Raw genomic sequence first — 23,935 nt, 5'->3', positions numbered from 1 at the left:
GACGGTCAGGCCGATGTTCGAGCCGGGTAAGGATCCGGGGGCACCCGGACGGTGAAGGCGGCTCCACCCTCCGGGGCGTGCCCGGCGGCGATGTCCCCGCCGAGCCGGCGGACCAGCCCGGCGGCGAGCGCCAGGCCCAGTCCGCTGCCCACCTTGCGCACCCCCCGGTACCGCTCGTGCAGCGCGCCCCGCTCGAACGCCACCCGCAGGTCGTCGTCGGTGAAGCCGGGTCCGCCGTCGCGGACCTCCAGCACCCCGCCGCCCGCCGGGCCGTCGGCCCGGACCGCGAGCACCACCGGCGCCCCCGGCGGTACGACCCGCAGCGCGTTCTCCAGCAGCCCGTCCACCACCTGCCGGATCCGGCCCGGATCGGTGTACGCCGGCACCGGCACCCCGGGTGTCTCCAACCGGAACGGCACCCCGAGCGCCGCGCACCGGCCCGACCAGGTGCGCTCCGCGTCGGCGGCGAGCCCGGCCAGGTCGACCGGCACCGGTTCCAGGGGGAAGTCGACCGCCTCCAACCGGGCCAGCGCCAGCAGGTCGCGGACCAGCCGGTCCAGGTGTTCGGCCTCGGCGAGCACGGTCCGGCCGGTCGTCGGCACCGCGTCGGCCTCGATCACACCGTCGGCCAGCGCCTCGGCGTAGCCGCGGATGGCGGTGAGCGGGGTTCGCAGCTCGTGCGAGACGGAGAGCAGGAACTCGCGCTGCCGCCCCTCGCTCGTGGCGAGCGCGGCGGCCAGGCCGTTGAGCGCGTGCGCCAGATCGGCCACCTCGTCGGGCGGCTCGACCGGCACCCGGACCGCCCGGTCTCCGGCGCGCAGCCGGGCGGCGGCGGTGGCGGCGGTACGGATCGGCCGCGCCAGCCGGCGGGCGAGCAGCAGTCCGGCGGCCGCCCCGGCGGCGAGTCCGGCGAGCAGCGGCAGCCAGAGTCCGCGCAACACCTGCCGCCAGGGCGCGGCGCTGCGGGCCCGGGTCAGCACCACCCCGTCGCCACCGGGCAGCGCCCGCGCCTCGACCAGCCGGCTTTCCCCCTCGATCAGCCGCCGGCCGGAGACGTTCTCGCCGCCGGCCACCCGCGTCACCAGCGGTCCGGGCAGGCCCGGCCGGTCGGCCCGCCCGTCCCGGATCACGTACACCTCGATCTGCTGCCGGCCCAGTTGCCGGATGAGCCGGTCGCCGGCGCTGTCGCGCTGGCGTACCGGCCGCACCCGGAGCACGTCGGCGGCGAGCCGGGCCTGGGCGGCGAGGGCCTCCTGGTCCCGGCGTTCCGCGCCGCGTACCGCCAGGGGCACCGCGACCAGCGCGGTGACGAGCACCGACACCAGCGCCACCGCGCAGGTGGCGAGCACGGCGCGGGCGGTGAGTGTCCGTCCGGGCCGGCGGCCGCCACGGGCCGGACCGGTGGGCGGCATCGGCACCGTCTGCGGCTCAGGCATCGGCGGCGTACCCGACGCCCCGATGGGTGCGGATCACGCTGTCCGGGCCGAGTTTGGCCCGGACCTGCGCCACGTGCACGTCGACGGTCCGGGTGCCGGCGTGCGCCGCGTACCCCCACACGCCCGCCAGCAGTTCCTCCCGGGTGAACACCCGGCCGGGACGCGCCATCAGGTGCGCGAGCAGGTCGAACTCGGTGGAGGTGAGCTGCACCGGCGTACCGCCGGCGGTCACCGTCCGGCGGGACGGGTCGAGTGTGACGGTGCCGAGCGTGCGGGTTTGCTCGGCGGGCGTACCGGCGGTGCGGCGCAGCACCGCCCGCAGCCGGGCGAGCAGCTCGCGCGGGCTGAACGGCTTGGTGACGTAGTCGTCGGCACCCAGTTCCAGGCCGACGACGCGGTCCACCTCGTCGTCGCGGGCGGTGAGGAAGATGACGGGAGTCCAGTCGCCGGTCGCGCGCAGCCGGCGGCAGATCTCGGTGCCGGTCAGGCCGGGCAGCGCGATGTCGAGCACGCAGGCCACCGGGCGCAGGCGCCGCGCGGCGGCCAGCCCGGCCTCGCCGTCACGTTCCAGGTGTACGCCGAAACCGTCCCGGGTCAGGTAGAGCCGGACCAGATCGGCGATGGCCGGCTCGTCCTCCACGACGAGGACGAGCCCGGGCGGTGCGGCTGTGGTCACCGGCTCATGATGACCGACCGGCGGCCGACCGGCCGGTCAGGGGTTGTTCGGATCAGGTAAGGAGCACGTCAGCGGGCCGGGGCGGGCCGCAGCTCCGTCTGGCGGGTTCCCGCCGGTGACTCGCCGATGGTCGCGACCACCCGCTCGGCCGGCGTACGCAGGCGGGTGCGGAAGGCGTGGTTGAGCAACGCGTCGAGCTGCCACACCTGCTTCGGGTGGTGGGTACGCAGGACGAAGCGCTCGCGTACCCCGTCGATCGCGGTGGCCGCCAGCTCCACCCGGTGCGCGCGGGGGTCGGGGCTCCACGTCACGTTGCTCAGCTCGCGCAGTTCGGTGTTGAGGTGCAGGCGCAGCCGGTGCAGCACCCGGGTCTGCCGGGTGACCACCAGCCGCCGGTGGGTGAGGAGCATCAGGTAGTCGCCGCCCACCGGGTCGTCCGGGCGGCTGCACCGGGTGACCAGGATGGTCGCGTCGCCGGAGCCGACGCACCGGCGGAACACCGGCATGTGCCGGGTGACGGTCTGGGTCGCCAGGCCGGTGTCGGCGGCGGCCGGGAGGAACGTTCGCGAGAACACGTCCATGCCCGGTCCAACGAGCCGATGACCAGGGGTGATATGGGTCACGCCCGATTTTTGGAACTTCCACACGTGCAAGTCGCACCAGCGGTGCGACACCGGCGGCCGGTCGGATCAGAGCAACTCGACGATCGTGGCGTTGGCCATGCCGCCACCCTCGCACATGGTCTGGAGGCCGTAGCGGATGCCGTTGTCCCGCATGTGCTGGAGCATCGTGGTCATGATCCGTGCGCCGGACCCGCCGAGCGGGTGACCGAGCGCGATCGCCCCGCCCCGCGGGTTCAGCCGCTCCGGGTCCGCCTCGGTCTCGGCCAGCCACGCCAGCGGCACCGGGGCGAACGCCTCGTTCACCTCGTACACCCCGATCTCCTCGATGCCCAGCCCCGCGCGGCGCAGCGCCTTCGCGGTGGCCGGGATCGGCGCGGTGAGCATGGTGACCGGGTCGTCGGCGGCGACCACGGCGGTGTGCACCCGGGCCAGCGGGCGCAGGCCGTGCCGGCTGGCCCACTCGGCGGTGGTGACGGCGAGCGCGGCGGCGCCGTCGGAGATCTGCGACGCGGACCCGGCGGTGACCACACCGTCGGCGCGGAACGGGGTGGCCAGCTCGCCCAGCTTCGCCAGCGAGGTGTCGCGGCGGATGCCCTCGTCGGCGGAGAACTTACCGCCGTCGGCGAGCGCCACCGGCGCCAGCTCGGCCTCGAACGCGCCCGCGTCCTGCGCGGCGGCGGCCTTCTCGTGGCTGGCGAGCGCGAACTCGTCGAGCTGGGTACGCGAGAAGCGCCACCGCTGCGCGATCAGCTCGGCTCCGACGCCCTGGTTGAACGGCAGCGGCGAGTCCTCCGCGACGCCCTCGACACCGCGGTAGCGCTCCAGGACGGCCGCGCTGAACGGCATGCCGCCGGCGACGCTGGAACCCATCGGCACCCGGGTCATCGACTCGACGCCACCGGCCACGACCAGGTCGGCCTGGCCGGAGAGGACCGTCGCGGCGGCGAAGTGCAGCGCCTGCTGGCTCGACCCGCACTGGCGGTCGAGCGTGGTGCCGGGAACCGACTCCGGCCAGCCGGCCGCGAGCACGGCGTTGCGGGCCACGTTCCAGGACTGTTCGCCGACCTGCGACACGCAGCCCCACACGACGTCGTCGACCTGGCCCGGGTCGATGCCGGTGCGCTCGGCGAGCGCGCGCAGCACGTGCGCCGAGAGGTCGACCGGGTGCACGCCGGCGAGGCTGCCCTTGCGCCGCCCCACCGGGGTCCGTACCGCGCCGACGATGACCGCGTCACTCATGTCTACTCCCCGGTAACCTCGCTTGCCCCGATCCTACGTGCTGACCGGAGCGGCCGTCCTCCCCCGGCGTGCGGCAGGTGCGGCTGGCATGCTGGGCGGATGGATCCACAGTCGCCGCCGGTCCGGCAGTGGCGGGTGCCGCGGGAGGTGCCGGTGCTCAAGGCGGTCGGCGCGCTCGCGCTCGTCGCCCTGGGGCTGGTCCTCGCCGGCGGCGACCCGGTCCGTCCGGCGCTCGCCGGGCTGGCCGCCGCAGCTCTGCTCGGCTGGGCGCTGCGCGACGTGGTCGCGCCGGTCCGCCTCGCGGTCGGCCCGGACGGGCTCACCGTGCTGCGGGGCTTCGCCGGGCGGCGCCGGCTGCCGTGGGACGCGGTGGAGGCGATCCGCCTGGAGCGGCGCAGCCGCCGCGGGGTCACCGCCGAGACGCTGGAGATCGACGCGGGGGAGACGCTGCACCTGTTCGGCCGCCGAGACCTGGACGCCCCGCTGGACGAGGTGGCCGCGGCGCTGGACGAGGCCCGCCCGGCGCGCTGAGGCAGCGGGCCTCAGCTCAGCCGAGCAGCGCGGCGGTCCGGACCAGCGTCAGGCCGATCAGCGCGACCAGCACGATCGCGGCGCCGGCCACCTGGAACAGCGTCCGCCGCGAGCGTGGGGCGTACGCCAGGACCAGCGCCACCAGCGCGCCGGCGACCAGCCCGCCGAGGTGCCCGGCCACCGAGATGCTCGGCACGGTGAACGTGAAGATCAGGTTGATCACCAGGATCGGCACGATCGCCGAGGTGTCCCGGCCGAGCCGCCGCATGATCACGAAGATGGCGGCGAACAGTCCGAAGACGGCGGTCGAGGCGCCGGCCGTGAACCGGTTCGGCTCGGTGAAGACGTACGCCGCGACGTTGCCGCCCAGCCCGGCGAGCAGATAGAGCGCCAGGAAGCGCAGCGGCCCGAGCACCGCCTCCAGCGTCCGGCCGAGCACCCAGAGCGCCCACATGTTCAGCAGCAGGTGCAGCACGCCGTAGTGCAGAAACATGGCCGTGACCAGCCGGTACCACTCGCCGTCGGCCACCCCGCCGACCTGCCCGTCGGGGAGGCGCGCCAGGCCGAGCACCGCCCCCCACTCGGTCAGCGGCGTCCCGTTGCCCATCAGACCGCCCAGGCCACCGCCGGCCACCGCGGTCCCGCTGCGGGCCGAGAGGACGGACAGCAGCATCATCACCACGTTCAGCGCGATCAGCGCCTTCGTGACGTTGCCCTGGCGGCCGGCGGCACCGCCACCGAAGGCGGTACGCGCCGGCCGCACGCTGCGGCGGCCCTCGGCAACGCACTCCGGGCACTGGTGGCCCACGGAGGCGTCCCGCATGCACTCGGTGCAGATCGACCGGTCACACCGGGTGCACCGGATGTACGTCTCCCGGCCGGGGTGCCGGTAGCAGACCGGGGTGGTCGGCACCGGACCCCCGGTGGCGTCGCCTGGCTGGCCGGAGCGCTCAGTCATGCGAGCAAAGGTACCCGCGTACCGCTCAGGACTGCTTGTGCTCGATCTCGACCCGCTCGATCACCACGTCCTGGACCGGCCGGTCGCTCGGGCCGGTCGGGGTGTTGGCGATCGAGTCGACCACCTTCGCGGACTGCTCGTCGGCCACCTGGCCGAAGATGGTGTGCCGGTTGTTCAGGTGTGGCGTGGGCGACACCGTGATGAAGAACTGCGAGCCGTTGGTGCCCGGCCCGGCGTTCGCCATCGCCAGCAGGTACGGCCGGTCGAAGCGCAGCTCGGGGTGGAACTCGTCGGCGAACTTGTAGCCCGGACCACCGCGACCGGTGCCGGTCGGATCGCCCATCTGAATCATGAAACCGCTGATCACGCGGTGCGAGACGGTGCCGTCGAAGTACGGCCCGTTGCCCGGCTGACCGGTACGCGGGTCGATGTACTCCCGGGTGCCCTCAGCCAGCTCCACGAAGTTGCGGACGGTCTTCGGCGCGTGGTTCGGGAAGAGCTCCAGCCGGATCGGGCCGGCGTTGGTGTGCAAGGTGGCGTAGACAGCCTCGGCCACGGGTACTCCTCACTCGTAGTTCAGTTCCTTGCGGATCCTCCCATGTGCCCGATCCGGCCATGCGGAGGCATTCGAAGGTGGAGGATGGCGAAGGAACAACTCCCAGGAGGTGGGACCGTGTTTGGAATCGGACGGCGCAAGACCCAGGGCCAGCTCGCGAAGGTCGAGCTGAACCAGGGCATCGGTCACCTGAGGCAGGCCGCCACGCACGCGGCGAAGGGTGCCGGCGCCACTGTCGGCCCGCGGGTCCAGGCAGCCCGGGTCGCCGTCGCGCCGACTGCGGTCCTGGTCCGGGACCGGGCGTCCAGCGGGCTCGCGTCGACCGCCGCGGCGCTCACGCCGGTGCTGCTGGCCGTGCGCAACGCCCGGGACGAGGCCGCCGGCAAGGCGTCGAGCGGCCGCAAGGTGATGGCCGCGAAGCAGTCCGCGATGACGAAGAAGGCGAAGAACATGAAGGCCGGAAAGAAGAAGCAGCGCAGGTCGCGGGGCATGACCGCGGGCCTGCTGGTGGCCGGCACCGTCGCCGGCCTGGCCGGTGCGATGGCCGTGCGCCGTCGCCGCGAGCAGCAGGAGTGGGCCGAGTACGACCCGACCGGCACGCTCGGCGCGACCGGTCACGACAAGCTGGAGCCGATGCGGGAGGACGTGGACACGATCGTGGTGGAGACCCCGGACGCGAGCGCGAAGGTGACGCAGGCCGGCCCGACGGGTGCCGGCTCCTCGACGGTGGCCAAGGGCAGCAGCGCGTCGACCGCCGCCTCCGGCAGCCAGCCGGTGATCCACCCGAACGACCAGGTCCCCTCCGTCGCCGAGGGTGCCCGGGACGTCTCCGGCCGCCCGGCCGACGACATCACCGAGGCCGTGCAGGCCGGCAAGAACGCCGCGAAGGCCGGCGGTCGCCGCTGACCTCGTACCGTCGGATCAGCGCCGGCACGCGGGACTACCCGCGTGGCCGGCGCTTCCGCGTGTACGAGGCGGCTACAGCCAGCCGTTACGGCGGAACAGGCGGTAGAGCGTGAAAGATGCCGCGAGCATCAGCGCCCAGACGCCCGGATAGCCGTACGTCCACTTCAGCTCGGGCATGTTGTCGAAGTTCATGCCGTAGATGCCGGCGATCGCCGTCCACACCGCCCCGATCGCGGCCCAGGCGGCGATCTTGCGCATGTCGTTGTTCTGGTCGACGGTGACCTGGGCCAAGCGCGCCTGGAGGATCGAGTTCAGCAGGTCGTCGTAGGAGTTCACCTGCTCGACCGTCCGGCTGAGGTGGTCCTGCACGTCACGGAAGTAGCGCCGAACCTCCTGCGGCACCGCGCGGTTGACCTGTGCGGTGAGAGTCATCAGCGGGCGCTGCAACGGCACCACCGCCCGCTTGAACTCGACCAGCTCCCGCTTCATCTGGTAGATCCGCTGGATCCGGCCGCTGCTCTGCCGGTCGAAGACGTCGGCCTCCAGCACGTCGAGGTCGTCCTCCAGCCGGTCGGCCACCTCCAGGTAGAGGTCCACCACGCGGTCGGTGATCGCGTAGGCGACCGCCCACGGGCCGTGCCGCAGCAGCTCCCGCTTGGCCTCCAGGTCGGCACGGACCGGCGCCAGCCGGCAGGCGTCACCGTGCCGCACGCTGATCACGAAGTGCGGCCCGATGAAGAGCATCACCTGACCGGTCTCCACCACCTCGGAGTTCTCGGTCAGCTCGGCGTGCTCGCAGTAGCGGGCGGTACGCAGCACCAGGAAGACGATCTCGCCGAAGTGCTCCAGCTTCGGGCGCTGCTGGGCCTTGACCGCGTCCTCCACGGCGAGCTCGTGCAGGCCGAACGTGGCGGCGATCTCGGTCATCTCGGCCAGGTCCGGCTCGTGCAGGCCGAGCCAGACGAAGCCGTCCCGCTCCTGCCGGGCGGCGGCCAGGGCCTCGGCGTACCGGGGGTGGCCGGGGCGGCGCTCGCCGTCGACGTACAACCCGCAGTCGACGATCCCGCTGCGCTCCGGGCCGGCCGGCTGGGCCTCACGCGGGGAGCCGTCGGCGTTGAGGATGCGGGACATCGCGCGTACCGGTGCCGACCAGGCGCGGGGGCGTAGTGCCCGACTGCCGTCGGTGCCGGCGGTTCGGTCGCGTGCCACCCGGTCCGTCATCCCTCGCCCCTTCCCCTAGAGCTGCGGCTTGCAGGTTACGCCGACCGGCGGGAAGCGCAGCGCGAGCGCGGGGGCGTGCGGCTGCGACGGGCGTCACGCGGCGGCGCCGGGCGGGCCGGGCCGCGTCAGGGGGTGAGGGGCGACTCGGCCCACCCGGCACCCCTTGGGGGCGGGAGTGATGCTGGGCGTGCCGCCGGCCCGGCCGGTCTTCCGGCGTGCGGGCCGGTCACCGGGCGAAGGTGAGCGGCACTCGCAGCATTGTGGGCTGCCGGCCGGTCCAGCGGGAGAGCCGAACCGGCCAGCGGGGCATTTTTGTCAGAAACCCGACAGAAAATCAGCCGCGCACGGCGGCCATCGCCTCGGCGAGACGCCGCACACCCTCGTCGATCCGGTCCGCGGTGACCGCCGAGTACGCCAGGCGCAGCGCGTGTCGGCCGCCGTCGACCATGAAGTCGCTGCCCTTCACCACCGCCACGCCACGCTCGGCGGCAGCCGGGGCGAGCCGGTCGACATCGACGTCCTCCGGCAGCTCCACCCAGAGGAAGTAGCCGCCGTCCGGTTCCACGAAGCGGGCCTCCGGGATGTGCCGGCGCAGCGACTCGGCCAGCACCGCCGACCGCTCGCCGAGCGCCGAACGGACCGTCCGGATCGACTCCTCGATCGCGCCGGAGACGCAGAACTGGTGCACGATCGCCTGCGCCACCATGCCGGGCGAGATGTAGAGGTTGGTGGCCCGCTTCGCGATCGCCGCGATCAGCTCGGCCGGGCCGATCAGATAGCCGACCCGTACACCCGGGCAGACCGTCTTGGTGAAGCTGGAGGCGTGCACCACCACGCCACGGGAGTCCATCGACAGCATCGACGGCAGCGGCTCGCCCCGGAACCGGATGTCCGCGTACGGGTCGTCCTCGAAGATCGTGAACTCGTACTCGGCGGCCAGGTCCAGCAGCTCACGGCGCTTCTCCAGAGAGAGGGTCACGCCCGCCGGGTTCTGGTAGTTGGGGATCACGTGGGCCAGCCGCGGCCGGACCCCGGACTCCAGCAGCTTGCGCAGCTCGGCGGTGTCCAGGCCGTCCGGCTGGATCGTCACGCCGTGCACCTCGCCGCCCATCTGCTTGAGGTTGAGCAGCGTGCGGTCGTACGTCGGGCGCTCGACCACCACCGCGTCGCCCCGGCGGACCAGGTGGTCGAAGAGGAACGCGTCGGCCTGCAACGAGCCGTTGGTGACCAGCACCTGGTCGGCCTCGACACCGTGCTTCTCGGCGATCCACTTCCGCAAGGGCGGGTAGCCGACGGAGGTGCCGTACGCGGTGACCCCGGCGGGGTCGGCGTCGAAGGCGCGGACGGCGGCGGCCTTGAGCCCCTCGACATCGACGATGTCCAGCGAAGGCGCGCCACGGGCGAACGAGATCAGCTGCTCGGCGGTCATGCGCAGAGCCTAGGGCCTGGCCCGGCGGGTCCGACCGCGATACACGCGAAGTTCAACATGCGGGCGGCCGGCCGCGTCACCGGTGCGCCCGGGGGATCCGAGACCGCCTCGCGACTGTCTACGATCCGACGGACGCTGGCGCCGGTCCGACCGGACGCCGAAGGATGACGGGTCGCGGCAGACCCGGGAGAACAAGGGATGGGGCTCGTGACCGAGGACGAGGCGGGACGGCTCGACGACCAGCGGTTCGCGCAGTGGCTGGCGACCGAGGCCGGCAGGGCGCTCACCGCGCTGCGGGACCGGCAGGGCTTCGCCGACCCGAAGGCGCTCAAGGACGCCGGCGACCGCGCGTCGCACGAGCTGATGACGGCGGCGCTGGCCCGGCTGCGGCCGGCCGACGCGGTGCTCTCCGAGGAGGAGGCCGACGCGCGACGCGCGTGGGCGGAGGGCGAGCGCGCGCCGCGGCACGAGGCGGACCGGGTCTGGATCATCGACCCGCTGGACGGCACGCGCGAGTTCTCCGAGGAGGGGCGGGACGACTGGGCGGTGCACGTGGCGCTCTGGCAGCGCTCCGCCGCCCCCGACGGCGCCCTGGTCGCCGGTGCGGTGGGCATGCCGGCCCGGACCTCGGTGGACGGTGCGCCGCTCGTGCTCGGCACCACCTGCCCGCAGCCGAAGGCGTCCGACGGGCCGATCCGGATCGCGGTGAGCCGCAGCCGCCCGCCGGCGTTCGTGGGCGAGCTGGTCGAGATGCTCGGCGCCACCGCCGTGCCGATGGGGTCGGCCGGTGTGAAGGTCTGCGCGGTGGTGACCGGCGAGGTCGACGCGTACGTCCACGCGGGCGGTCAGTACGAGTGGGACAGTGCCGCCCCGGTCGCGGTGGCGCTCGGTGCGGGCATGCACGCGTCCCGGATCGACGGTTCGCCGCTGCGCTACAACCGCGCCGATCCGCGACTGCCCGATCTGCTGGTCTGCCGGCCGGAACTGGCCGACCAGTTGCTCGACGCGATCGCCCGGACCGGGGTCGAGATGCCCGCTTCGACCGTCACCGGCAATCAGGGTGGGGCGTTCGGCTGAGTGTCACGGTACGTACGGCCAGGTGGATGAGGGTTATCGTCGGGCAGGTATGCGTGGCGATCTGAGCCCCGACCACGGGCCGCCGACAGCCAGGGAGGGTCATGCCGGCCGACCGAGAGCCGCACAATGCCTTCGGGCAGCCGACCGGCCTGTGGCCGGGTCAGGACATTCCGCGCCAGGCCAGCCCTTCGCTGCCCTGGCCGGAGGTCGAGAGCACGTCACCACCGCCGGCCCGGCCGGGCGGTGACCTGCCCTGGCCCGAGCGCGACCGGCACGACGCCGGTCACCACGACGGGCCGGGGCACGACCCGGCCGGCTGGGACGCCGTACCCGGCACGGCGAACGGCTGGGCGCCGCAGCAGGACGGCGTCCGGCCGCAGCACGGGCCGGCGGGCCACGGCGACGCCGCCCGGCCGCAGGGTGGGCCGTCCGACGACGCCTGGGCCACGCAGTCCGGGCCGGCGGACGGCCACACCGGCTGGACGGCGCACGACGAGCCCGGCGGGCCCGGGCCCGCGGGCGAGGCGGGCTGGGCCGCGGGCACCGCGGCGACAGCCACCCTGACCGGCCCGCCCCCGGTGGATGTTCCACACGGACCGGCCACCGCCGGACCGGGCCGGCCGCCCGCGCCGCCGCTCGCCCCGGCGCCCGCGCCGTCGTCCGGCGGCTCCCGGCGGCGCTGGCGCGTCGCCGTCGCGGCAGCGGTGGTCCTGGCCGTGACCGGCAGCGGAGTCGCGGTGGCCACGCTGCGGCCCGACTCGACGGACCGGCAGGCGGGCGGAACGCCGGGCTCGGTCGGGCCGGCGACCTCGATGGGACCGGGCAAGCCGGCCGGCCCCGACGCGTCCCCGGGCGCCGACCAGGGCCTCGGCAGCAAGCCCTCGGCTCGCCCGTCGGCCTCCGCGGACGCCGCCGGGCCGAGCTTCACCGGTACGCGACTGACGCTGCCCGGCGCCTCGATCGGGGTGCAGAACGGGGAGACGTTCGGCCAGGCGCTGACCCGGTCCGACCGGACCTTCGGCAAGCTGCGGATGGCCCGGATCTTCTTCCCCGGCCTGCCGCCGGCCTGGTCCGGCAGCCGGGCCGACGTGGTGGACCGGACCGTGGTGGTGTCCTTCAAGGCGTCGCCGCAAGAGGTCAACACCGGCAAGTTCGACTCCCACCTGACCTCCTGGTTCGCCTCGATCCCGCGCGAGCACAACGTCTACTGGTCGTACTTCCACGAGCCGGAGGACGACGTCGAGCGCGGCGCGTTCACCACGACGGCGTACCGAACGGCATGGAAGCGGATCGCCGGCCTGGCCGACCGGACCGGCAACCCCAAACTGATCAACACGCTGATCCTGATGTGCTGGACGCTCGACCCGAAGTCCGGGCGCAGCTTCGACGCGTTCTACCCGGGCGGCGACGTGATCGAGGCGCTCGGCTGGGACTGCTACAACTGGGGCGTCAAGTGGAAGCGGTACGCCCCGCCGCAGGAGATCTACGGCGCGATGATCAGCAAGTCCAAGGCACTCGGCAAGCCGTGGGGCGTCGCGGAGACCGGCAGCGACCTGGTCCCGGGTGACTCCGGCTCCGGCCGGGCGGCCTGGATCCGGTCGATGACCGGCTTCCTCAACGGCCAGCGGCCGGAGTTCGTGGCGTACTACAACCAGACGGTCCACCAGGGCGACTTCCGGCTGCTCGACCAGCCGAGCATCCAGGCGTGGAAGTCCTTCTGCACGGCCTGACCGCAGCGCAACGACGACGGGCGGGCGACCGAGGTCGCCCGCCCGTCACGCGTACGGCTCAGATGCCCCGGCCGCGCTTGTGCAGCGTGCGCAGCACCCGGTCGGCCTGCACCGCCCGGCTCGCCACCGCCAGCGCCAGGTAGGCGCGCGGCTCCTTCGGGTTGCGGGCCAGCGTGCGCCGGGCCCAGCGGACCGCGTCGCGCCGGTTGCCCATGGCCGCCTGCGCGAAGGCGATCTGCCCGGCGACCCGCGCCTCGCCGTGCGGCACCGTGGCGAACTCCGGGTAGCGGCGCAGCAGCCACTGCAACGCGGTCGAGATGGTCTCCCAGCGCTGCGCGAAGTAGGACCGCTTGTGCCAGCGGACCAGCACGTACGGGCTCTCCACATTGACCAGCGGGGCGTAGCGGGCGGCCCGGAGCAGGAACTCGTAGTCCTCCGCGTAGCTGCCCGGGATCTGCTCGTCCACCAGCCCGATCGCGTCCAGCAGCGCGGCCCGGCGGATCAGGAACGTGGACGGGTGCAGCTCGGTGAGCCGGTCCCGCAGCAGCGCCTCCAGCGAGATCCGGGCCCGGTCCAGCGAGCGGTCCACCGTACGGTCGTCGTAGCTGACCCGGATGCCGCAGCTCACCAGCGCGCCGTCCGGATGCGCGTCGAGCGCCCCGAACTGGGCGGCCAGCTTGCCCGGCAGCCACTCGTCGTCGTCGTCGCAGAACGCCACCCAGTCGCCGGTGGCGGCCTCGATGCCGGTGTTGCGCGCGCCGGCCAGCCCGGCGGTACGGGTGTTGGTGACCACCCGGATCCGGCGGTCACCCCGGTCGGTCTCCAGCGACCGGTCCGGCTCGGACTGGTCGTAGACCACGATCGCCTCGATCAGGCCCGGGTGCGCCTGGCTGAGGATCGCGTCGAGCGCCGCACGCAGCAGCTCCGGACGGTCCCGCGTCGGTACGACGACGGAGATGCTCGGACCACTCATGCTCTCTCCACGGACTCGTCGGATCCCCGCTGGCCCAGATAGCCGTAGCGGACCCGCAGGGGAAGCGTGGCCAGGCTGACCACGGCACGGCTACGGCGCGGCAGGCGGTCCCGCCACGCCTCGTCCCGGCGTACCGTCAACGGCCCGCCGCTGAACCGCAGCGGGTTGCCGGCGACGCTGTGCGCGCGGAACGGCGCGGCCGGTGCGGGCGCCGCGCCGGTGTCGTCAGCTCCGGACAGGATGCGCAGCGCCGCCGGGTCGTCCGGCAGGCCGGCGAAGTCCCGCACCCGGCCGACGGTGCCGGCCGGGTCCGCGGTGAAGTCCTCGTACCGCAGCCGCAGCACCTTCGCCCGGGAGGCGAGCAGGTGGAACGCCGCGTTCTGCGCGGTCCACAGCTTGCTCACCTCGAACGGCGAGAAGGTGGGCATGAAGTCCTCGCCGTCGACCACCTCGGGGCGGCGCACCTGCTTGCCCCACGAGTACGCCACCGCCCGGCTGTCCCGGACCAGGTGCAGCACCCGCAGGTCCAGCCCTTCGGCCCAGCGCAACGCGAAGGCGAGCGAGGCGTGCTTGCTGGAGTCCACCACCACCCGGGCGCCGGTCACCGACAGCGCGGCCCGGTAGATCCGGGTGTACAGGTCGGCGTAGCGGCGGACGTCGGCCAGCTGCTCCGGCGGGAGCGCCTCCTTGGCGAGCCGGGGGATGTGCCGGGTCCGGTCGACGCGGTCCTTGAGCGCCAGCACGTCGTCCCGGTCGACCGCGGCCCAGCCGCCGAACGCCTGGTCGCCGACCTGCCGCCAGAACGGGCAGGCGGTGAACCGCTCACCGCAGCCGCACCGCTCGTCGGCGCCGAGCGCCCGCTCCCACAGGTGCACCACCTCACCCACGGCGCACACGTCGGCGCTCTGCGCCAACAGCAGTTCCAGCAGCGTGGAACCGCTGCGGCCGAGGCCGCCGACGAAGAGGACCCGCGGCGATGCCGGATCCGCGGCGCTCATCCGCGACGCCCGACGGCTCGCTGCCGTACCCGTCGGGCCACCAGATCGTCGATCACCGCGCCGACGCGGGCGACCGCCTCGGCGCGCGGGTCCGGGCGGCCCGGGTCGGCGGCCAGGACGAACCGGCTCGGGTCGGCCAGCCCTTCGTCCAGCGCGGCGAGCAGCTCGGCCTCGGACTCGCACAGCCGGACCATGCCGGCCGCGCCGAGACGGCGGGAGAACAGCTGCTGGTGGTTGTCGACGTGCTCGTCGTGCGACGGGTCGCGGGGCACCACGATCGGCAGGTGGCCGTTGCGCCGGGCCTCGGTGATGGTGGCCGGGCCGCCGTGGCTGACCACGAGCGTCGCCTCCGCCATCGCCCGCTGGAGTTCCTCGTGGCCGAGGAAGGGGGTGGCCTCGGGCAGGGCCGGGGTGCGGCTGTGGCCGTACTGGAGGACCAGCCGCACCTCGGGCCGGGCCGCGTGCCAGCGCTCCAGCCAGCCGACCAGCCGGTCGAAGCGGTGCACGTCGGTGCCGACCACGACCAGCACGTACGGCGCCGCGGAACGCCGGTCCCGCTGCCGGGGGATCACAGGAGGTTCCCCACGACGGTGGCCTCCGGGTACATCCGGCGCTGCTCGTCCCACTGCACGAGCATCGCGGAGAGGAAGGGACGGCAGAGCCGGGCGGTGAGCGTCGCGCTGTCGATCCGGTCGTACACCTCGATGTAGACCGTCGGGATCTTGCGCATGCGGGCCGCCACCACGAACGGCAGGGCGACTCCGGCGCCGGTCGTGACCACCGCGTCGACCTGACGCCGGCGGATCACCTTCAGCGCGAGGAACGCGTTGCGTACCAGGTTCTTGATGTTGCGCGTGGTGGGATGGTGCGCCCAGACCACGTCCTCACCGGCGAGCAGCGAGCGCGCGTCGGGGGTGTCGAACGTTACCCATGCGCGGCGCCGATCCCGGTACCACGGTTCCAGGGCCAGGAGCTGGGCCAGGTGCCCGCCACTGGAACCCACCAGCAGGACCTGCCCCGAGTCCTCGGTTGACCCGCTCACCACAAACTTCCTCCCGTACGCGGATGACGCGTCCGGATTTTTGTGAAAGCCCCTCGGACGCGCCCTGACAACCTACTGGCGCGCCCCTGGGCAACTGAAGGGGCCATTGGACGGATCCTGACGCGCCGGTCGGCTCGCCTCCTGATTCCCGTCACTGGGATGTGCATCGACCGGCCGCCGTCCAGGTCAGCCCGGTGTGCGCCGGGCCCGCCGGGGCGGGCCACCAGAAGAAAGTGAGATGTGTCAGGATTCCGTCACCGCTCCGCACGAGAGCCGTCGGCGACGCCGGCTTGTCCGGGGGCAGGTCGGGCCCGACGCCGGGAAACCCGCCGAATGGTCAGCGCCGATCGGCCATTTCCACGCGGGCTGCCCACACCCGGGCAGGCTTACCGGAACGTGAGCAGACTTTCCCTCGTCGTTCGGATCGGGGACACTCAAGGCCACGGTCAGGTCCAGCTGTGCCGTGGACTGCCCGGCTCGGTCGAAAGGGAGCGACAGACTCTGATGCCCTCACCCCATTTGGCCGAGAGCGATGCCGACGGTCTTGCCCTGATGGCCTACCTGGGCTGGCTGCGCCGCCGCTGGTGGATCCTGCTGCTCGCCGCGGCCCTCGGCCTGGGCGGCGGACTGGCGCTGAGCCAGATCCAGGAGGCCCGCTACACCTCGACCACGTCGCTGCTGGTGCGCCCGCTCGGCTCGGGCGCGGAGAGCAACCCCAACGCCAAGGTCAACCTCGACACCGAGGCCCAGGTGGTCCGCTCCCTGGTGGTGGCCGAGCGTGCCAAGGCGCTGATGAAGGTCGACACCGGGGCCGACCAGCTCGTCAAGTCGGTGACCGTCAAGGTTCCGCCGAACAGCCAGATCCTCCAGGTGGCGTACGAGGCGAACAGCCCCGAGGGTGCCCAGTCGGGCTCGCACGCGTTCGCCCAGGCGTACCTGGACCTGCGCAAGGCCACCGCGCAGAAGACGCTGGAGAACGAGACCAACGCGCTCAAGCAGCAGATCGCCGACCTGAACAAGGCGCTCAGCGCGGTCGCCGGCCGGATCGCGGCGGCGCCGTCGAACTCGCCCGAGCGGGAGCGGGCCGAGGCCGAGCGGAACGTCCTGACCAGCCAGATCACCAGCCTGAACAACCGGCTCAGCCCGCTGGTGTCGGCCGGCTCCGACCCCGGCGAGATCATCTCCGACGCCCGGCTGCCCGACTCGCCCAGCTCGCCGAACCGCACGCTCAACCTCGCCAGCGGCATGGGCGCGGGCCTGTTGCTCGGCATCGTGCTCGCGCTGGTGCTGGACCGGCTCGACACCCGGATCCGGCGCGGCCGTGACATCGCCGACCGGGTCGGCCTGCCGCTGCTGCTGGAGCTGCCGGTCCGCACGCCATCGCTCGCCGTCCTGCCGGCCACGCACCGGGTCTCCCGCGAGCTGGGCCGGCTGCGCAACGTGCTGCTGTCCGCCGTGCCCGAACCGGCACAGGGCGGACGCGGCCGCCAGCTGCTGATCTGCGACGCCTCGGCCGGCACCGCCGCCGGGTTCGTCGCCGCCAACCTCGCCGCCGCGTACGCCCGCACCGGCCAGCAGGTCGCGCTGATCACCACCAAGCCCGACTCGACGGTGGGCACCATCACCGGCGTGGCCGAGGGGCGGCACAACCTGGCCTCGGTGCTGCGCCGCGACGTGCCGCCGCTCAAGGCGCTCGCGCCGGTGCCGGGGCTGGGCCAGCTCCGGGTGCTGGTGCCCGGCGACCTGGACGCGGAGGTCGAGCTGCCGGTCGCCGGGCTGCTGGAGATCCTGCACGAGCTGTCCGCGCGCTTCGACCACGTGATCATCGAGACCGCGCAGCCCACGTTCGCCGTGGAGGCCCAGGCCCTGGGCCGGTACGTCGACGCCGTGATCATGGTGGCCGAGGCGGGCAAGACCCGTAGCGGCGAGATCACCGCCGCGTTGCAGCAGTTCGAGCAGGTCAATGCCCCGGTGATCGGTGCCGTGCTGGCCCCGCGCCTGCCCGCACCGGCGGCCGGCGCCGCGCGCCCGGCGTCCTCAGGCAGCTCGGGTGCCGCGGGCACAGCGGGCGCGGCGAGCGCCCCGGCGGCACCGGCCAACCGGCCCAAGCCCCGGCCGAGCCCCGGCCCGTCCGCCGAGTCGACGATGGTGCTGCCGCGTATGCAGTCGTCCCGTCCCGGCCCGGCCAAGCCGGCCCCGGGCAAGGCCACCCCACCGGCCAACCCCGGCACCCCGGGCACGCCGGGCAACCAGGGCAACCAGGGCACGCCGGGCAAGCCCGTGCCGCTCAACGGCACCGGCGGCACCTACCGCTCCCGGGGTGACGGCGACGGCCGTAGCTACGCCCTCGACTCCGGCGAGGATCTGGGGTGAACCGCCGGCAGATGCTCCGCGCCGCCATCGCCCCCGCCGTCGTCCTCGGCGTCGGGACCGGGTGCAGCGAGCCCGAGCCCGAGCCGGGCAACATCAAGGTGGTGGACCCGGGCGACGCCACCGCCTCGCCGTCCGCGGCCAGTGCCTCGCCGACCCTGCCCACCGGCCCGCTCACCGGTGCGCCGGTGAGCACCCCGGCCGCTGCCACCCGCCAGGCGGTCGCGGTGCCGCTGCGGGTGAGCCTCGCGACCACCCCGGCCGGCCTGGACGCGGCCGACCTGGTCTACGCCGAGTTCGCCGAGTCCGACACGCTGCACCTGACCGCTGTGTTCCACTCCAGGGACGCCACCAAGATCGGCCCGGTCACCGAGATCCGGCCGGTCGACATCCGGTCGCTCGCGGTGCTGCGTCCGTTCGTCGGCTACGACGGCGGCCCCACCGGCTTCCTCACCCAGTTCGAGAACTCCGATCTCGGCGGCGTCACGCCCGACGACGACAGCAAGGTCTTCTCCGGCGACTACACGTCGACCGCCGCGCTGCTCAAGGCCGCCCCGAAGGGCGGCCAGCCGCCCACCCCGCCGCTCGACCACGCCGACGAGGGCGACGCGCTCGCCGTCCGTGACCTCGTGCCGGCCGCCGAACTCACCGTCACCGTCTCCGGCGGCCCGCCGATGGTCTGGCGGTACGACCAGACGAAGTCCGTCTGGGTCGGCAAGGTCGGCAAGGTCACCGTGACCGCCACCTCCGTCATCGTGCTGACGATGGAATACCGCACGCTGGACGTCCGCAATCCGTCCCCGCGCTCGCTGCCCTCGGCGAACGTCTTCGGTGAGGGCGCGGCGCTTGCGGTGTCCGGGCCGAACAGCGCGAAGGGCCGGTGGCGCAAGCCCGGCCTGGGCATGATCTGCACGATCGCCGACAACGGCGGTGACCTCCTGCGCCCCCAGCCCGGCAACGCGTGGGTGATCTACGCGCCGACCACCGCCAAGGTCTCCGTGAAATGAGCACCGCCACCCCGCCCCGCACCGCGCGCGGGACGGTCCCGGTCGGGGCGGTCTCGCCGCCGAACGGGAACCGCCTGCGGCCGGTGCCGGTACGGCCGGAGAGCTGGTCGTGGCGGCTGCCGACCGCATGGCCGCTGATCTCGGTCTTCCTGCTGTACCCGTTGTGGTGGGTGCTCGGCGTGTCGAGCTTCGTCTTCGTCATCTTCGCGGTCCCGATGGTGGCGCAGATGCGCAAGCGGGGCCCGGTCCGGGTGCCGCCCGGCTTCGGGATCTGGATGATCCTGCTGCTGTGGGTGTTCCTGTCCGTGCTCACCCTCGACCTGACCGCGCCGAACACGCTGCCACCCGGCGGCAGCGGCAAGTACATCGGCTGGGGCATCCGGCTCGCCAACTACGTCGCCATGACCGTGACCATGCTCTACGTCTACAACCTGCGGGAGCGGGAGCTGTCCCAGCGCCGGATGGTCCGGCTGTTCGGGTTCATGGGCGTGGTGGTGGTGCTCGGCGGCTGGATCGGCTCGCTGTTCCCGAACCTCACGTTCGTCGCGCCGCTGCGTGCCGTCCTGCCCCAGTCGATCGCCGGTCACCCGTACGTCACCTCGCTCATGGAGATCAAGTTCGCCCAGGTGCAGCAGGTGATCGAGGGGGAGGCCAGCTCGCCCCGCCCGTCCGCGCCGTTCACCTACACGAACTCCTGGGGCCAGAACACAGCGATCCTGCTGGTCTGGCTGATCGTCGGCTGGGTCGTACTGGGCAAGCCGCTGCGCCGCACCGCGGGCGTGGCGATCGCCCTGGCCGCGATCTTCCCGATCGTCTACTCGCTGAACCGCGGCCTGTGGATCGGCCTCGGCATCGCCGCCGCGTACGTCGCGCTGCGGCTCGCGCTGCGCGGCCGGATGGTGGTGCTCGGCGGGCTCGCCCTGGCGGTCGGGCTGATCGGGGTGCTGATCGTCGCCACACCGCTCGGCCGCACCTTCGACGAACGCCTCGCGAACGGGCACAGCGACGACATCCGGACCACGCTTTCCCAGGGCGCGGTGACCGCGGCCAACCACTCGCCGGTCCTCGGGTACGGCGGCAACCGGGCGCTGATCGGCAGCAACCGGTCCATCGCCATCGGCAAGTCCGAGGACTGCAAGCAGTGCGGCAACCGGGAACTGGGCAGCAACGGCCAGGTCTGGGCGCTGCTCGTCGGGCAGGGCTGGGTCGGCGCCATCTGCTACAACGCCTTCTTCCTCTACTGCATCTGGCGCTACCGACGCGACCACAGCGCGATCGGGATCGCCGGCACCCTCGTGCTCATCCTCATGCTGTTCTTCCAGTTCACCTACGGTGCGATGGAAGCGACACTCGCCTACGCCCTGATCACGGTCGCCCTGCTGGCCCGCAACGACCGGATACGCCGGTCGATCGCGCCGGAGGCACCCCGGGGCACGATCGCCGGGCTACGGGCCCGCCTGGAAAAGAGCGGTGACCACTGATGGTGTTCCGCGTTCCCCCGGACGGCGACGGCCGTGCCGCGTACCTCGGTGAACTGGCCGGGCTGATCTGGCCCGCGCCGGCCGAGCCCAGCCTGCGCCGCGGCGGCGCCGGCTGGGTGGTGGTGCCGTCGGCGTCCCGCCCCCGGCTGCTCGTGCCGACCGGCTCGGGCCGGGCGGCGGCGAGCGCGGTCCGGCACTCCACCGAGGCGGTCGGCCGCAAGGCCAAGCTGGTCCGGCAGGGGCTGGCCACCGCGTTCCGGCTCGGGCTGGGCCCGCTGGTGTTCCGCGACCGGCTCGTGGTCGACGACGGCGGACTGGACGCGTACCTGGCCGAGGTGCTGGGTGAGCCGGCGCTCGTGAGCCTGCACATCGGGCCGGCCCGGGCGAACCGCAAGCCGGTGCTGCAACTGCTCGCCCCGGACGGCCGGGCCCTCGGGTACGCCAAGCTCGGCGTCGACCCGCTGACCCGCGCGCTGGTGCACGCGGAGGCGGAGGCGTTGCGCCGCCTCGCCGACGTGCCGCTCGGGCCGGTGGTGCCGGCCGGGGTACGCCATCACGGCGACTGGCACGGCCACGCGCTGCTCGTGCAGGAGGCGCTTCCGGTGCGGCTGCCCCGGGCCGCCCCGGCCGCCGCGGCGGCGGCCGAACGCGCGGCCATGGTGGCGGTCGCCGGGTGTCTCGGCGTACGCCGGCAGTCGTGGGCGGGCAGCGGGCACGCGGCCCGGCTCACCGCGGCGGTGGACGCGCTCGGACCCCGGCCGGAGGCCGGGCGGCTGCGCGCGGCGCTGAAGTCCGTCGCGGACGCCGACCCGGTGGTGGCCTTCGGCGCGTGGCACGGGGACTGGAACGGCGGCAACAGCGCGGTCCTGGCCGACGGCCGGGTGCTGGTCTGGGACTGGGAGCGGTTCGAGCCGGACGTGCCGGCCGGGTACGACGCGCTGCACCTGGCGGTGCAGGGCGCGATGAGCCACGACGGGGTGGAGCCGGTCGAGGCGGCCCGGGCGCTGATCGCCGGCGCCGGGGCCACCCTGGCGCCGTTCGACCAGACCGGCGGGGGCGCCGATCTGGTCGCCGTGCTCTATCTGGTGGAGCTGGCGGCGCGCTACCTGCGGGACCGGCAGGCGGAGGCGGGTGCGCGACTGGGGCACGTCGACACCTGGCTGCTGCCCGCCGTCGAGGAACATCTGGCCCGCCGGGCCGGGTGAGAGTGAGGAGTGGGGACGTGACGGTGGCCAAGGAGCAGGCGCTCCGCGCGGTGAAGTCGGTGAGCCGGACGGTCGGCCGGTTGACCGCCGGTTCGCGGTTGGTGCCGGGATTCCTGATCGTGGGGGCGCAGCGCTGCGGCACCACCTCGCTGTTCAAGACGCTCTCGCAGCATCCCGGTGTGCTGCCGCCCGCCTACCACAAGGGCGTGCACTACTTCGACATGGACTACCACCGGGGGATGAGCTGGTACCTCGGGCACTTCCCCACCACCGGCAAGGCCGAGGCGGTGAAGGCCCAGATCGGGGTACGCGGGATCACCGGCGAGTCCAGCCCCTACTACATGTTCCACCCGCTGGCCGGGCAGCGGATCGCCCGGGACCTGCCCTCGGTGAAGCTGCTGGTGCTGCTGCGTGACCCGGTGGAGCGCGCCTACTCCGCGCACTCGCACGAGCTGGCTCGCGGCTACGAGACCGAGACGGACTTCGAGCGGGCGCTGGCGCTGGAGGAGTCCCGTACGGCCGGTGAGCGGGAGCGGATGATCAGCTCCGCGTCGTACGCGAGCGAGCACCTCCAGCACAACGCGTACCTGGCCCGGGGCCGCTACATCGAGCAGCTGGAGCGCCTGGAGGCGCTCGTCGGCCGGGACCGCATGCACGTCATCGACAGCGACGACTTCTTCGCCGACCCGCGTCCCTCCTTCGACGCGGTCTGCGACTTCCTCGGGCTGCCCCGCTGGGCGGACATCGCGTTCGGCAAGCACAACTCGCGCTCCCGTTCGCCCATGTCGGCGGAGCTGCGCACCCGGCTGGAGGACCACTTCGCGCCGTACGACGATCGGCTGGCGGCGTGGTGGGGACGCGTGCCGTCGTGGCGGCGGTGACCCGGGCGGACGCCGGCGGCACTCCGACGCTCACTGCACCGCCCCCCGGGCCGGGCGCGGGGCTGGGCGGCGCGGCCCGGCAGGGCTTCGCCAACCTGGTCGGGGTCGGGCTGGCCGCGGTGGCCGGCTTCGGCCTGAACATCGTCATCGCCCGTGGCTGGTCGGTCCGCGAGGCGGGCATGTTCTTCGCGGCCACCAGCGCGTTCATGATCGCCGCGTCGGCGGCCCGGCTCGGCACCGACGTCGGCACCGTCTACTTCGTCAGCCGCCAGCGCACGCTCGACCGCCGCGACCAGATCCGGGGCACCGTCCTGGTCGGATTGCTGCCGGTGCTCGTGGTCGGCACGCTGCTCGGGGTGGCCGGCTGGCTGGCCGCACCGGCGCTGGCCCGGGCCACCATGCCGGAGGCCGGGCCGGAGGCGGTGACCGCGCTGCGCATCCTGCTGGCGTTCGTGCCGCTGGCCGCGCTGAACGACTACGCGCTCGCCGCCTGCCGCGGCTTCGGCCAGATGCGCCCGCTGCTGACAGTGGAGCGGCTCGGCCGCACCCTCGTGCAGTTCCTGGGTGTGGCGGTCGCCGCCTGGCTCGGCCTGTCCGCCACCGCCGCGCTGCCGCTGGCCTGGGCGGTGCCGTACCTGATCGCCGCGGCGGTCGCGCTGCTCTGGCTGAGTCGGCTGGTCGGCCGCGCCGGGCGGCAGGTGACCCGGCCGGTGCCGGCACGCGAGCTGGCCGGGCCGTTCTGGCGGTTCACCGGGCCCCGCGCGATCAGCAGCCTGGCCGCGATCGTCGTGCAGCGGCTGGACATCGTGCTGCTCAGCGCGTTGCGCGGGCCGGCGGACGCGGCGGTCTACACGGCCGCGACCCGGTTCCTGGCGCTGGGTCAGCTTTCCAGCGTCGCGCTCTCCAGCTCGGTGCAGCACCGGCTGGCCGCCGCGTTCGCCCGCGACGACCGGGCCGAGGCGCGCCAGCTCTACCAGGCCGCCACCGGCTGGCTCGTGCTGCTCTCCTGGCCCGCGTACCTGATCTTCGCGGCGTTCGCCACGCCGATGCTGGCGCTGTTCGGACCCGGGTACGGCGACGGCCGCCGGGTCGTGGTGCTGCTGGCGCTGACCATGCTCCTGGCGACCGGCTGCGGCATGGTCGACATGGTGCTCAACATGGCCGGGCGCACCGCGTGGACGTTCTACAACGCGATGGCCGGCACCGTGCTCAACGTGGTCGGGAACCTGGTGCTCATCCCGCGTCACGGCATCCTCGGCGCGGCCCTGGCCTGGACCGTCTCCATCCTGGTCACCAACCTGGTACCGCTGACCCAGCTCTGGTGGTCGATGCGGCTGCACCCGTTCGGTGCCGGCACCCGGGCCGCGATGGCGCTGGCATTGGTCGCGCTGGCCCTGCCGCTGGGCGTGGCGACGCTGCTCGGGGCCGGTCCGCCGGTGCTCGCGCTGGTGACGGTCGCCGGGCTGGCCGCGTACCTGGCGGGTGCCTGGCGCTGGCGGCGCGCCCTGCACCTCGACGCCCTGCGGGCCCTGCGCCGTGGCCGCAACCGGGCCGGGGCGGACCCGGCAGCCCAGTCCTGACCGATCCTGCGCACCG

The 23,935-nt window shown here is 73.7% G+C and carries 22 protein-coding genes; 10 read left to right on the top strand and 12 right to left on the bottom strand.

Features of this window, described 5'->3' with window-relative positions; all coding sequences use genetic code 11:
- Window positions 1–5: 5 nt before the first annotated feature.
- From GA0070215_RS04410 to GA0070215_RS04395, 4 genes are all read right to left on the bottom strand, one after another.
- Window positions 6–1,436: a sensor histidine kinase gene (locus GA0070215_RS04410; RefSeq protein WP_091041996.1), complete on the bottom strand. Its 1,431-nt coding sequence runs from the start codon at window positions 1,434–1,436 to the stop codon at window positions 6–8.
- Entirely contained in the window at window positions 1,429–2,112 is a 684-nt protein-coding gene (locus GA0070215_RS04405; RefSeq protein WP_091041993.1) for a response regulator transcription factor, read from the bottom strand. The genes GA0070215_RS04410 and GA0070215_RS04405 overlap by 8 nt, the downstream gene beginning before the upstream one ends.
- Window positions 2,113–2,180: 68 nt before the next feature.
- On the bottom strand, window positions 2,181–2,693 hold the full coding sequence (locus tag GA0070215_RS04400; RefSeq protein ID WP_091041991.1) for a hypothetical protein: 513 nt from the start codon (window positions 2,691–2,693) through the stop codon (window positions 2,181–2,183).
- A 108-nt stretch (window positions 2,694–2,801) separates the two neighbouring features.
- The gene (locus GA0070215_RS04395; protein ID WP_018787410.1) at window positions 2,802–3,974 is read right to left on the bottom strand and encodes a thiolase family protein; all 1,173 of its coding nucleotides are present in this window, start codon (window positions 3,972–3,974) and stop codon (window positions 2,802–2,804) included.
- 99 nt (window positions 3,975–4,073) lie between these two features.
- On the opposite strand from GA0070215_RS04395, the gene GA0070215_RS04390 reads away from it, so the two are divergent.
- The gene (locus tag GA0070215_RS04390; protein WP_026268364.1) at window positions 4,074–4,505 is read left to right on the top strand and encodes a PH domain-containing protein; all 432 of its coding nucleotides are present in this window, start codon (window positions 4,074–4,076) and stop codon (window positions 4,503–4,505) included.
- A gap of 16 nt (window positions 4,506–4,521) precedes the next feature.
- Here the strand turns inward: GA0070215_RS04390 and GA0070215_RS04385 are convergent, their stop codons facing one another.
- Complete coding sequence (locus tag GA0070215_RS04385; protein ID WP_167361475.1) at window positions 4,522–5,463, bottom strand: rhomboid family intramembrane serine protease; 942 nt, start codon at window positions 5,461–5,463, stop codon at window positions 4,522–4,524.
- 25 nt (window positions 5,464–5,488) lie between these two features.
- Complete coding sequence (locus tag GA0070215_RS04380) at window positions 5,489–6,019, bottom strand: peptidylprolyl isomerase (protein WP_018787413.1); 531 nt, start codon at window positions 6,017–6,019, stop codon at window positions 5,489–5,491.
- Window positions 6,020–6,103: 84 nt separating this feature from the next.
- Here GA0070215_RS04380 and GA0070215_RS04375 point away from each other — a divergent pair, with 84 nt between their 5' ends.
- Complete coding sequence (locus GA0070215_RS04375) at window positions 6,104–6,925, top strand: hypothetical protein (protein WP_026268366.1); 822 nt, start codon at window positions 6,104–6,106, stop codon at window positions 6,923–6,925.
- A gap of 72 nt (window positions 6,926–6,997) precedes the next feature.
- Here GA0070215_RS04375 and corA read toward each other — a convergent pair whose 3' ends face one another.
- Window positions 6,998–8,146: a magnesium/cobalt transporter CorA gene (corA, locus tag GA0070215_RS04370; RefSeq protein ID WP_091041986.1), complete on the bottom strand. Its 1,149-nt coding sequence runs from the start codon at window positions 8,144–8,146 to the stop codon at window positions 6,998–7,000.
- A gap of 334 nt (window positions 8,147–8,480) precedes the next feature.
- Window positions 8,481–9,575 (bottom strand): aminotransferase-like domain-containing protein, encoded by a 1,095-nt coding sequence (locus tag GA0070215_RS04365; protein ID WP_018787416.1) that lies wholly within the window; start codon window positions 9,573–9,575, stop codon window positions 8,481–8,483.
- Between the two features lie 198 nt (window positions 9,576–9,773).
- Here GA0070215_RS04365 and GA0070215_RS04360 point away from each other — a divergent pair, with 198 nt between their 5' ends.
- Complete coding sequence (locus GA0070215_RS04360) at window positions 9,774–10,652, top strand: 3'(2'),5'-bisphosphate nucleotidase CysQ (protein WP_091041982.1); 879 nt, start codon at window positions 9,774–9,776, stop codon at window positions 10,650–10,652.
- A gap of 101 nt (window positions 10,653–10,753) precedes the next feature.
- Window positions 10,754–12,382 (top strand): glycoside hydrolase family 26 protein, encoded by a 1,629-nt coding sequence (locus tag GA0070215_RS04355; protein WP_091041977.1) that lies wholly within the window; start codon window positions 10,754–10,756, stop codon window positions 12,380–12,382.
- Window positions 12,383–12,440: 58 nt separating this feature from the next.
- Here GA0070215_RS04355 and GA0070215_RS04350 read toward each other — a convergent pair whose 3' ends face one another.
- The 4 genes from GA0070215_RS04350 to GA0070215_RS04335 are packed head-to-tail and all read right to left on the bottom strand — an operon-like array spanning window position 12,441 to window position 15,398.
- Window positions 12,441–13,355 carry a glycosyltransferase family 2 protein gene (locus GA0070215_RS04350; protein WP_091041974.1) on the bottom strand — a complete coding sequence of 305 codons (915 nt, stop codon included), beginning with the start codon at window positions 13,353–13,355 and terminating at the stop codon, window positions 12,441–12,443.
- Window positions 13,352–14,353 (bottom strand): sulfotransferase family protein, encoded by a 1,002-nt coding sequence (locus GA0070215_RS04345; protein ID WP_091041971.1) that lies wholly within the window; start codon window positions 14,351–14,353, stop codon window positions 13,352–13,354. The genes GA0070215_RS04350 and GA0070215_RS04345 overlap by 4 nt, the downstream gene beginning before the upstream one ends.
- On the bottom strand, window positions 14,350–14,925 hold the full coding sequence (locus GA0070215_RS04340; RefSeq protein ID WP_018787420.1) for a glycosyltransferase: 576 nt from the start codon (window positions 14,923–14,925) through the stop codon (window positions 14,350–14,352). Before GA0070215_RS04340 ends, GA0070215_RS04345 begins: the two co-directional genes overlap by 4 nt.
- Window positions 14,922–15,398: a glycosyltransferase family 28 protein gene (locus GA0070215_RS04335; protein WP_091041968.1), complete on the bottom strand. Its 477-nt coding sequence runs from the start codon at window positions 15,396–15,398 to the stop codon at window positions 14,922–14,924. The genes GA0070215_RS04340 and GA0070215_RS04335 overlap by 4 nt, the downstream gene beginning before the upstream one ends.
- A 516-nt stretch (window positions 15,399–15,914) precedes the next feature.
- On the opposite strand from GA0070215_RS04335, the gene GA0070215_RS04330 reads away from it, so the two are divergent.
- From GA0070215_RS04330 to GA0070215_RS04305, 6 genes are read left to right on the top strand one after another with little or no spacing between them, the layout of a single operon-like run.
- Window positions 15,915–17,768, top strand: a complete 1,854-nt coding sequence (locus tag GA0070215_RS04330) for a Wzz/FepE/Etk N-terminal domain-containing protein (protein WP_244166850.1) — start codon at window positions 15,915–15,917, stop codon at window positions 17,766–17,768.
- A complete protein-coding gene (locus tag GA0070215_RS04325) occupies window positions 17,765–18,772 on the top strand; it encodes a DUF3048 domain-containing protein (RefSeq protein ID WP_091041962.1) in 1,008 nt (335 codons plus the stop codon). The genes GA0070215_RS04330 and GA0070215_RS04325 overlap by 4 nt, the downstream gene beginning before the upstream one ends.
- Complete coding sequence (locus GA0070215_RS04320) at window positions 18,769–20,253, top strand: O-antigen ligase family protein (protein ID WP_018787424.1); 1,485 nt, start codon at window positions 18,769–18,771, stop codon at window positions 20,251–20,253. Before GA0070215_RS04325 ends, GA0070215_RS04320 begins: the two co-directional genes overlap by 4 nt.
- Window positions 20,253–21,458 (top strand): hypothetical protein, encoded by a 1,206-nt coding sequence (locus GA0070215_RS04315; RefSeq protein ID WP_091041958.1) that lies wholly within the window; start codon window positions 20,253–20,255, stop codon window positions 21,456–21,458. The genes GA0070215_RS04320 and GA0070215_RS04315 overlap by 1 nt, the downstream gene beginning before the upstream one ends.
- Before the next feature lie 17 nt (window positions 21,459–21,475).
- Complete coding sequence (locus GA0070215_RS04310; RefSeq protein WP_018787426.1) at window positions 21,476–22,339, top strand: sulfotransferase family protein; 864 nt, start codon at window positions 21,476–21,478, stop codon at window positions 22,337–22,339.
- The gene (locus GA0070215_RS04305; RefSeq protein ID WP_018787427.1) at window positions 22,306–23,919 is read left to right on the top strand and encodes an MATE family efflux transporter; all 1,614 of its coding nucleotides are present in this window, start codon (window positions 22,306–22,308) and stop codon (window positions 23,917–23,919) included. The genes GA0070215_RS04310 and GA0070215_RS04305 overlap by 34 nt, the downstream gene beginning before the upstream one ends.
- Window positions 23,920–23,935: the final 16 nt, after the last annotated feature.

This window comes from Micromonospora marina (assembly GCF_900091565.1).
Lineage (GTDB): Bacteria > Actinomycetota > Actinomycetes > Mycobacteriales > Micromonosporaceae > Micromonospora > Micromonospora marina.
The sequence above is the reverse complement of the archived record's forward strand: the minus strand, read 5'-3'. Positions and strand labels throughout refer to the sequence as shown.

Excerpts from the sequence above, each read along its gene's own strand:
- GA0070215_RS04410 (WP_091041996.1), bottom strand. The coding sequence starts at position 1,436 with ATGCCTGAGCCGCAGACGGTGCCGATGCCGCCCACCGGTCCGGCCCGT.
- GA0070215_RS04400 (WP_091041991.1), bottom strand. The coding sequence starts at position 2,693 with ATGGACGTGTTCTCGCGAACGTTCCTCCCGGCCGCCGCCGACACCGGC.
- GA0070215_RS04395 (WP_018787410.1), bottom strand. The coding sequence starts at position 3,974 with ATGAGTGACGCGGTCATCGTCGGCGCGGTACGGACCCCGGTGGGGCGG.
- GA0070215_RS04390 (WP_026268364.1), top strand. The coding sequence starts at position 4,074 with ATGGATCCACAGTCGCCGCCGGTCCGGCAGTGGCGGGTGCCGCGGGAG.
- GA0070215_RS04385 (WP_167361475.1), bottom strand. The coding sequence starts at position 5,463 with ATGACTGAGCGCTCCGGCCAGCCAGGCGACGCCACCGGGGGTCCGGTG.
- GA0070215_RS04375 (WP_026268366.1), top strand. The coding sequence starts at position 6,104 with ATGGCGAAGGAACAACTCCCAGGAGGTGGGACCGTGTTTGGAATCGGA.
- corA (WP_091041986.1), bottom strand. The coding sequence starts at position 8,146 with ATGACGGACCGGGTGGCACGCGACCGAACCGCCGGCACCGACGGCAGT.
- GA0070215_RS04365 (WP_018787416.1), bottom strand. The coding sequence starts at position 9,575 with ATGACCGCCGAGCAGCTGATCTCGTTCGCCCGTGGCGCGCCTTCGCTG.
- GA0070215_RS04360 (WP_091041982.1), top strand. The coding sequence starts at position 9,774 with ATGGGGCTCGTGACCGAGGACGAGGCGGGACGGCTCGACGACCAGCGG.
- GA0070215_RS04355 (WP_091041977.1), top strand. The coding sequence starts at position 10,754 with ATGCCGGCCGACCGAGAGCCGCACAATGCCTTCGGGCAGCCGACCGGC.
- GA0070215_RS04350 (WP_091041974.1), bottom strand. The coding sequence starts at position 13,355 with ATGAGTGGTCCGAGCATCTCCGTCGTCGTACCGACGCGGGACCGTCCG.
- GA0070215_RS04345 (WP_091041971.1), bottom strand. The coding sequence starts at position 14,353 with ATGAGCGCCGCGGATCCGGCATCGCCGCGGGTCCTCTTCGTCGGCGGC.
- GA0070215_RS04320 (WP_018787424.1), top strand. The coding sequence starts at position 18,769 with ATGAGCACCGCCACCCCGCCCCGCACCGCGCGCGGGACGGTCCCGGTC.
- GA0070215_RS04315 (WP_091041958.1), top strand. The coding sequence starts at position 20,253 with ATGGTGTTCCGCGTTCCCCCGGACGGCGACGGCCGTGCCGCGTACCTC.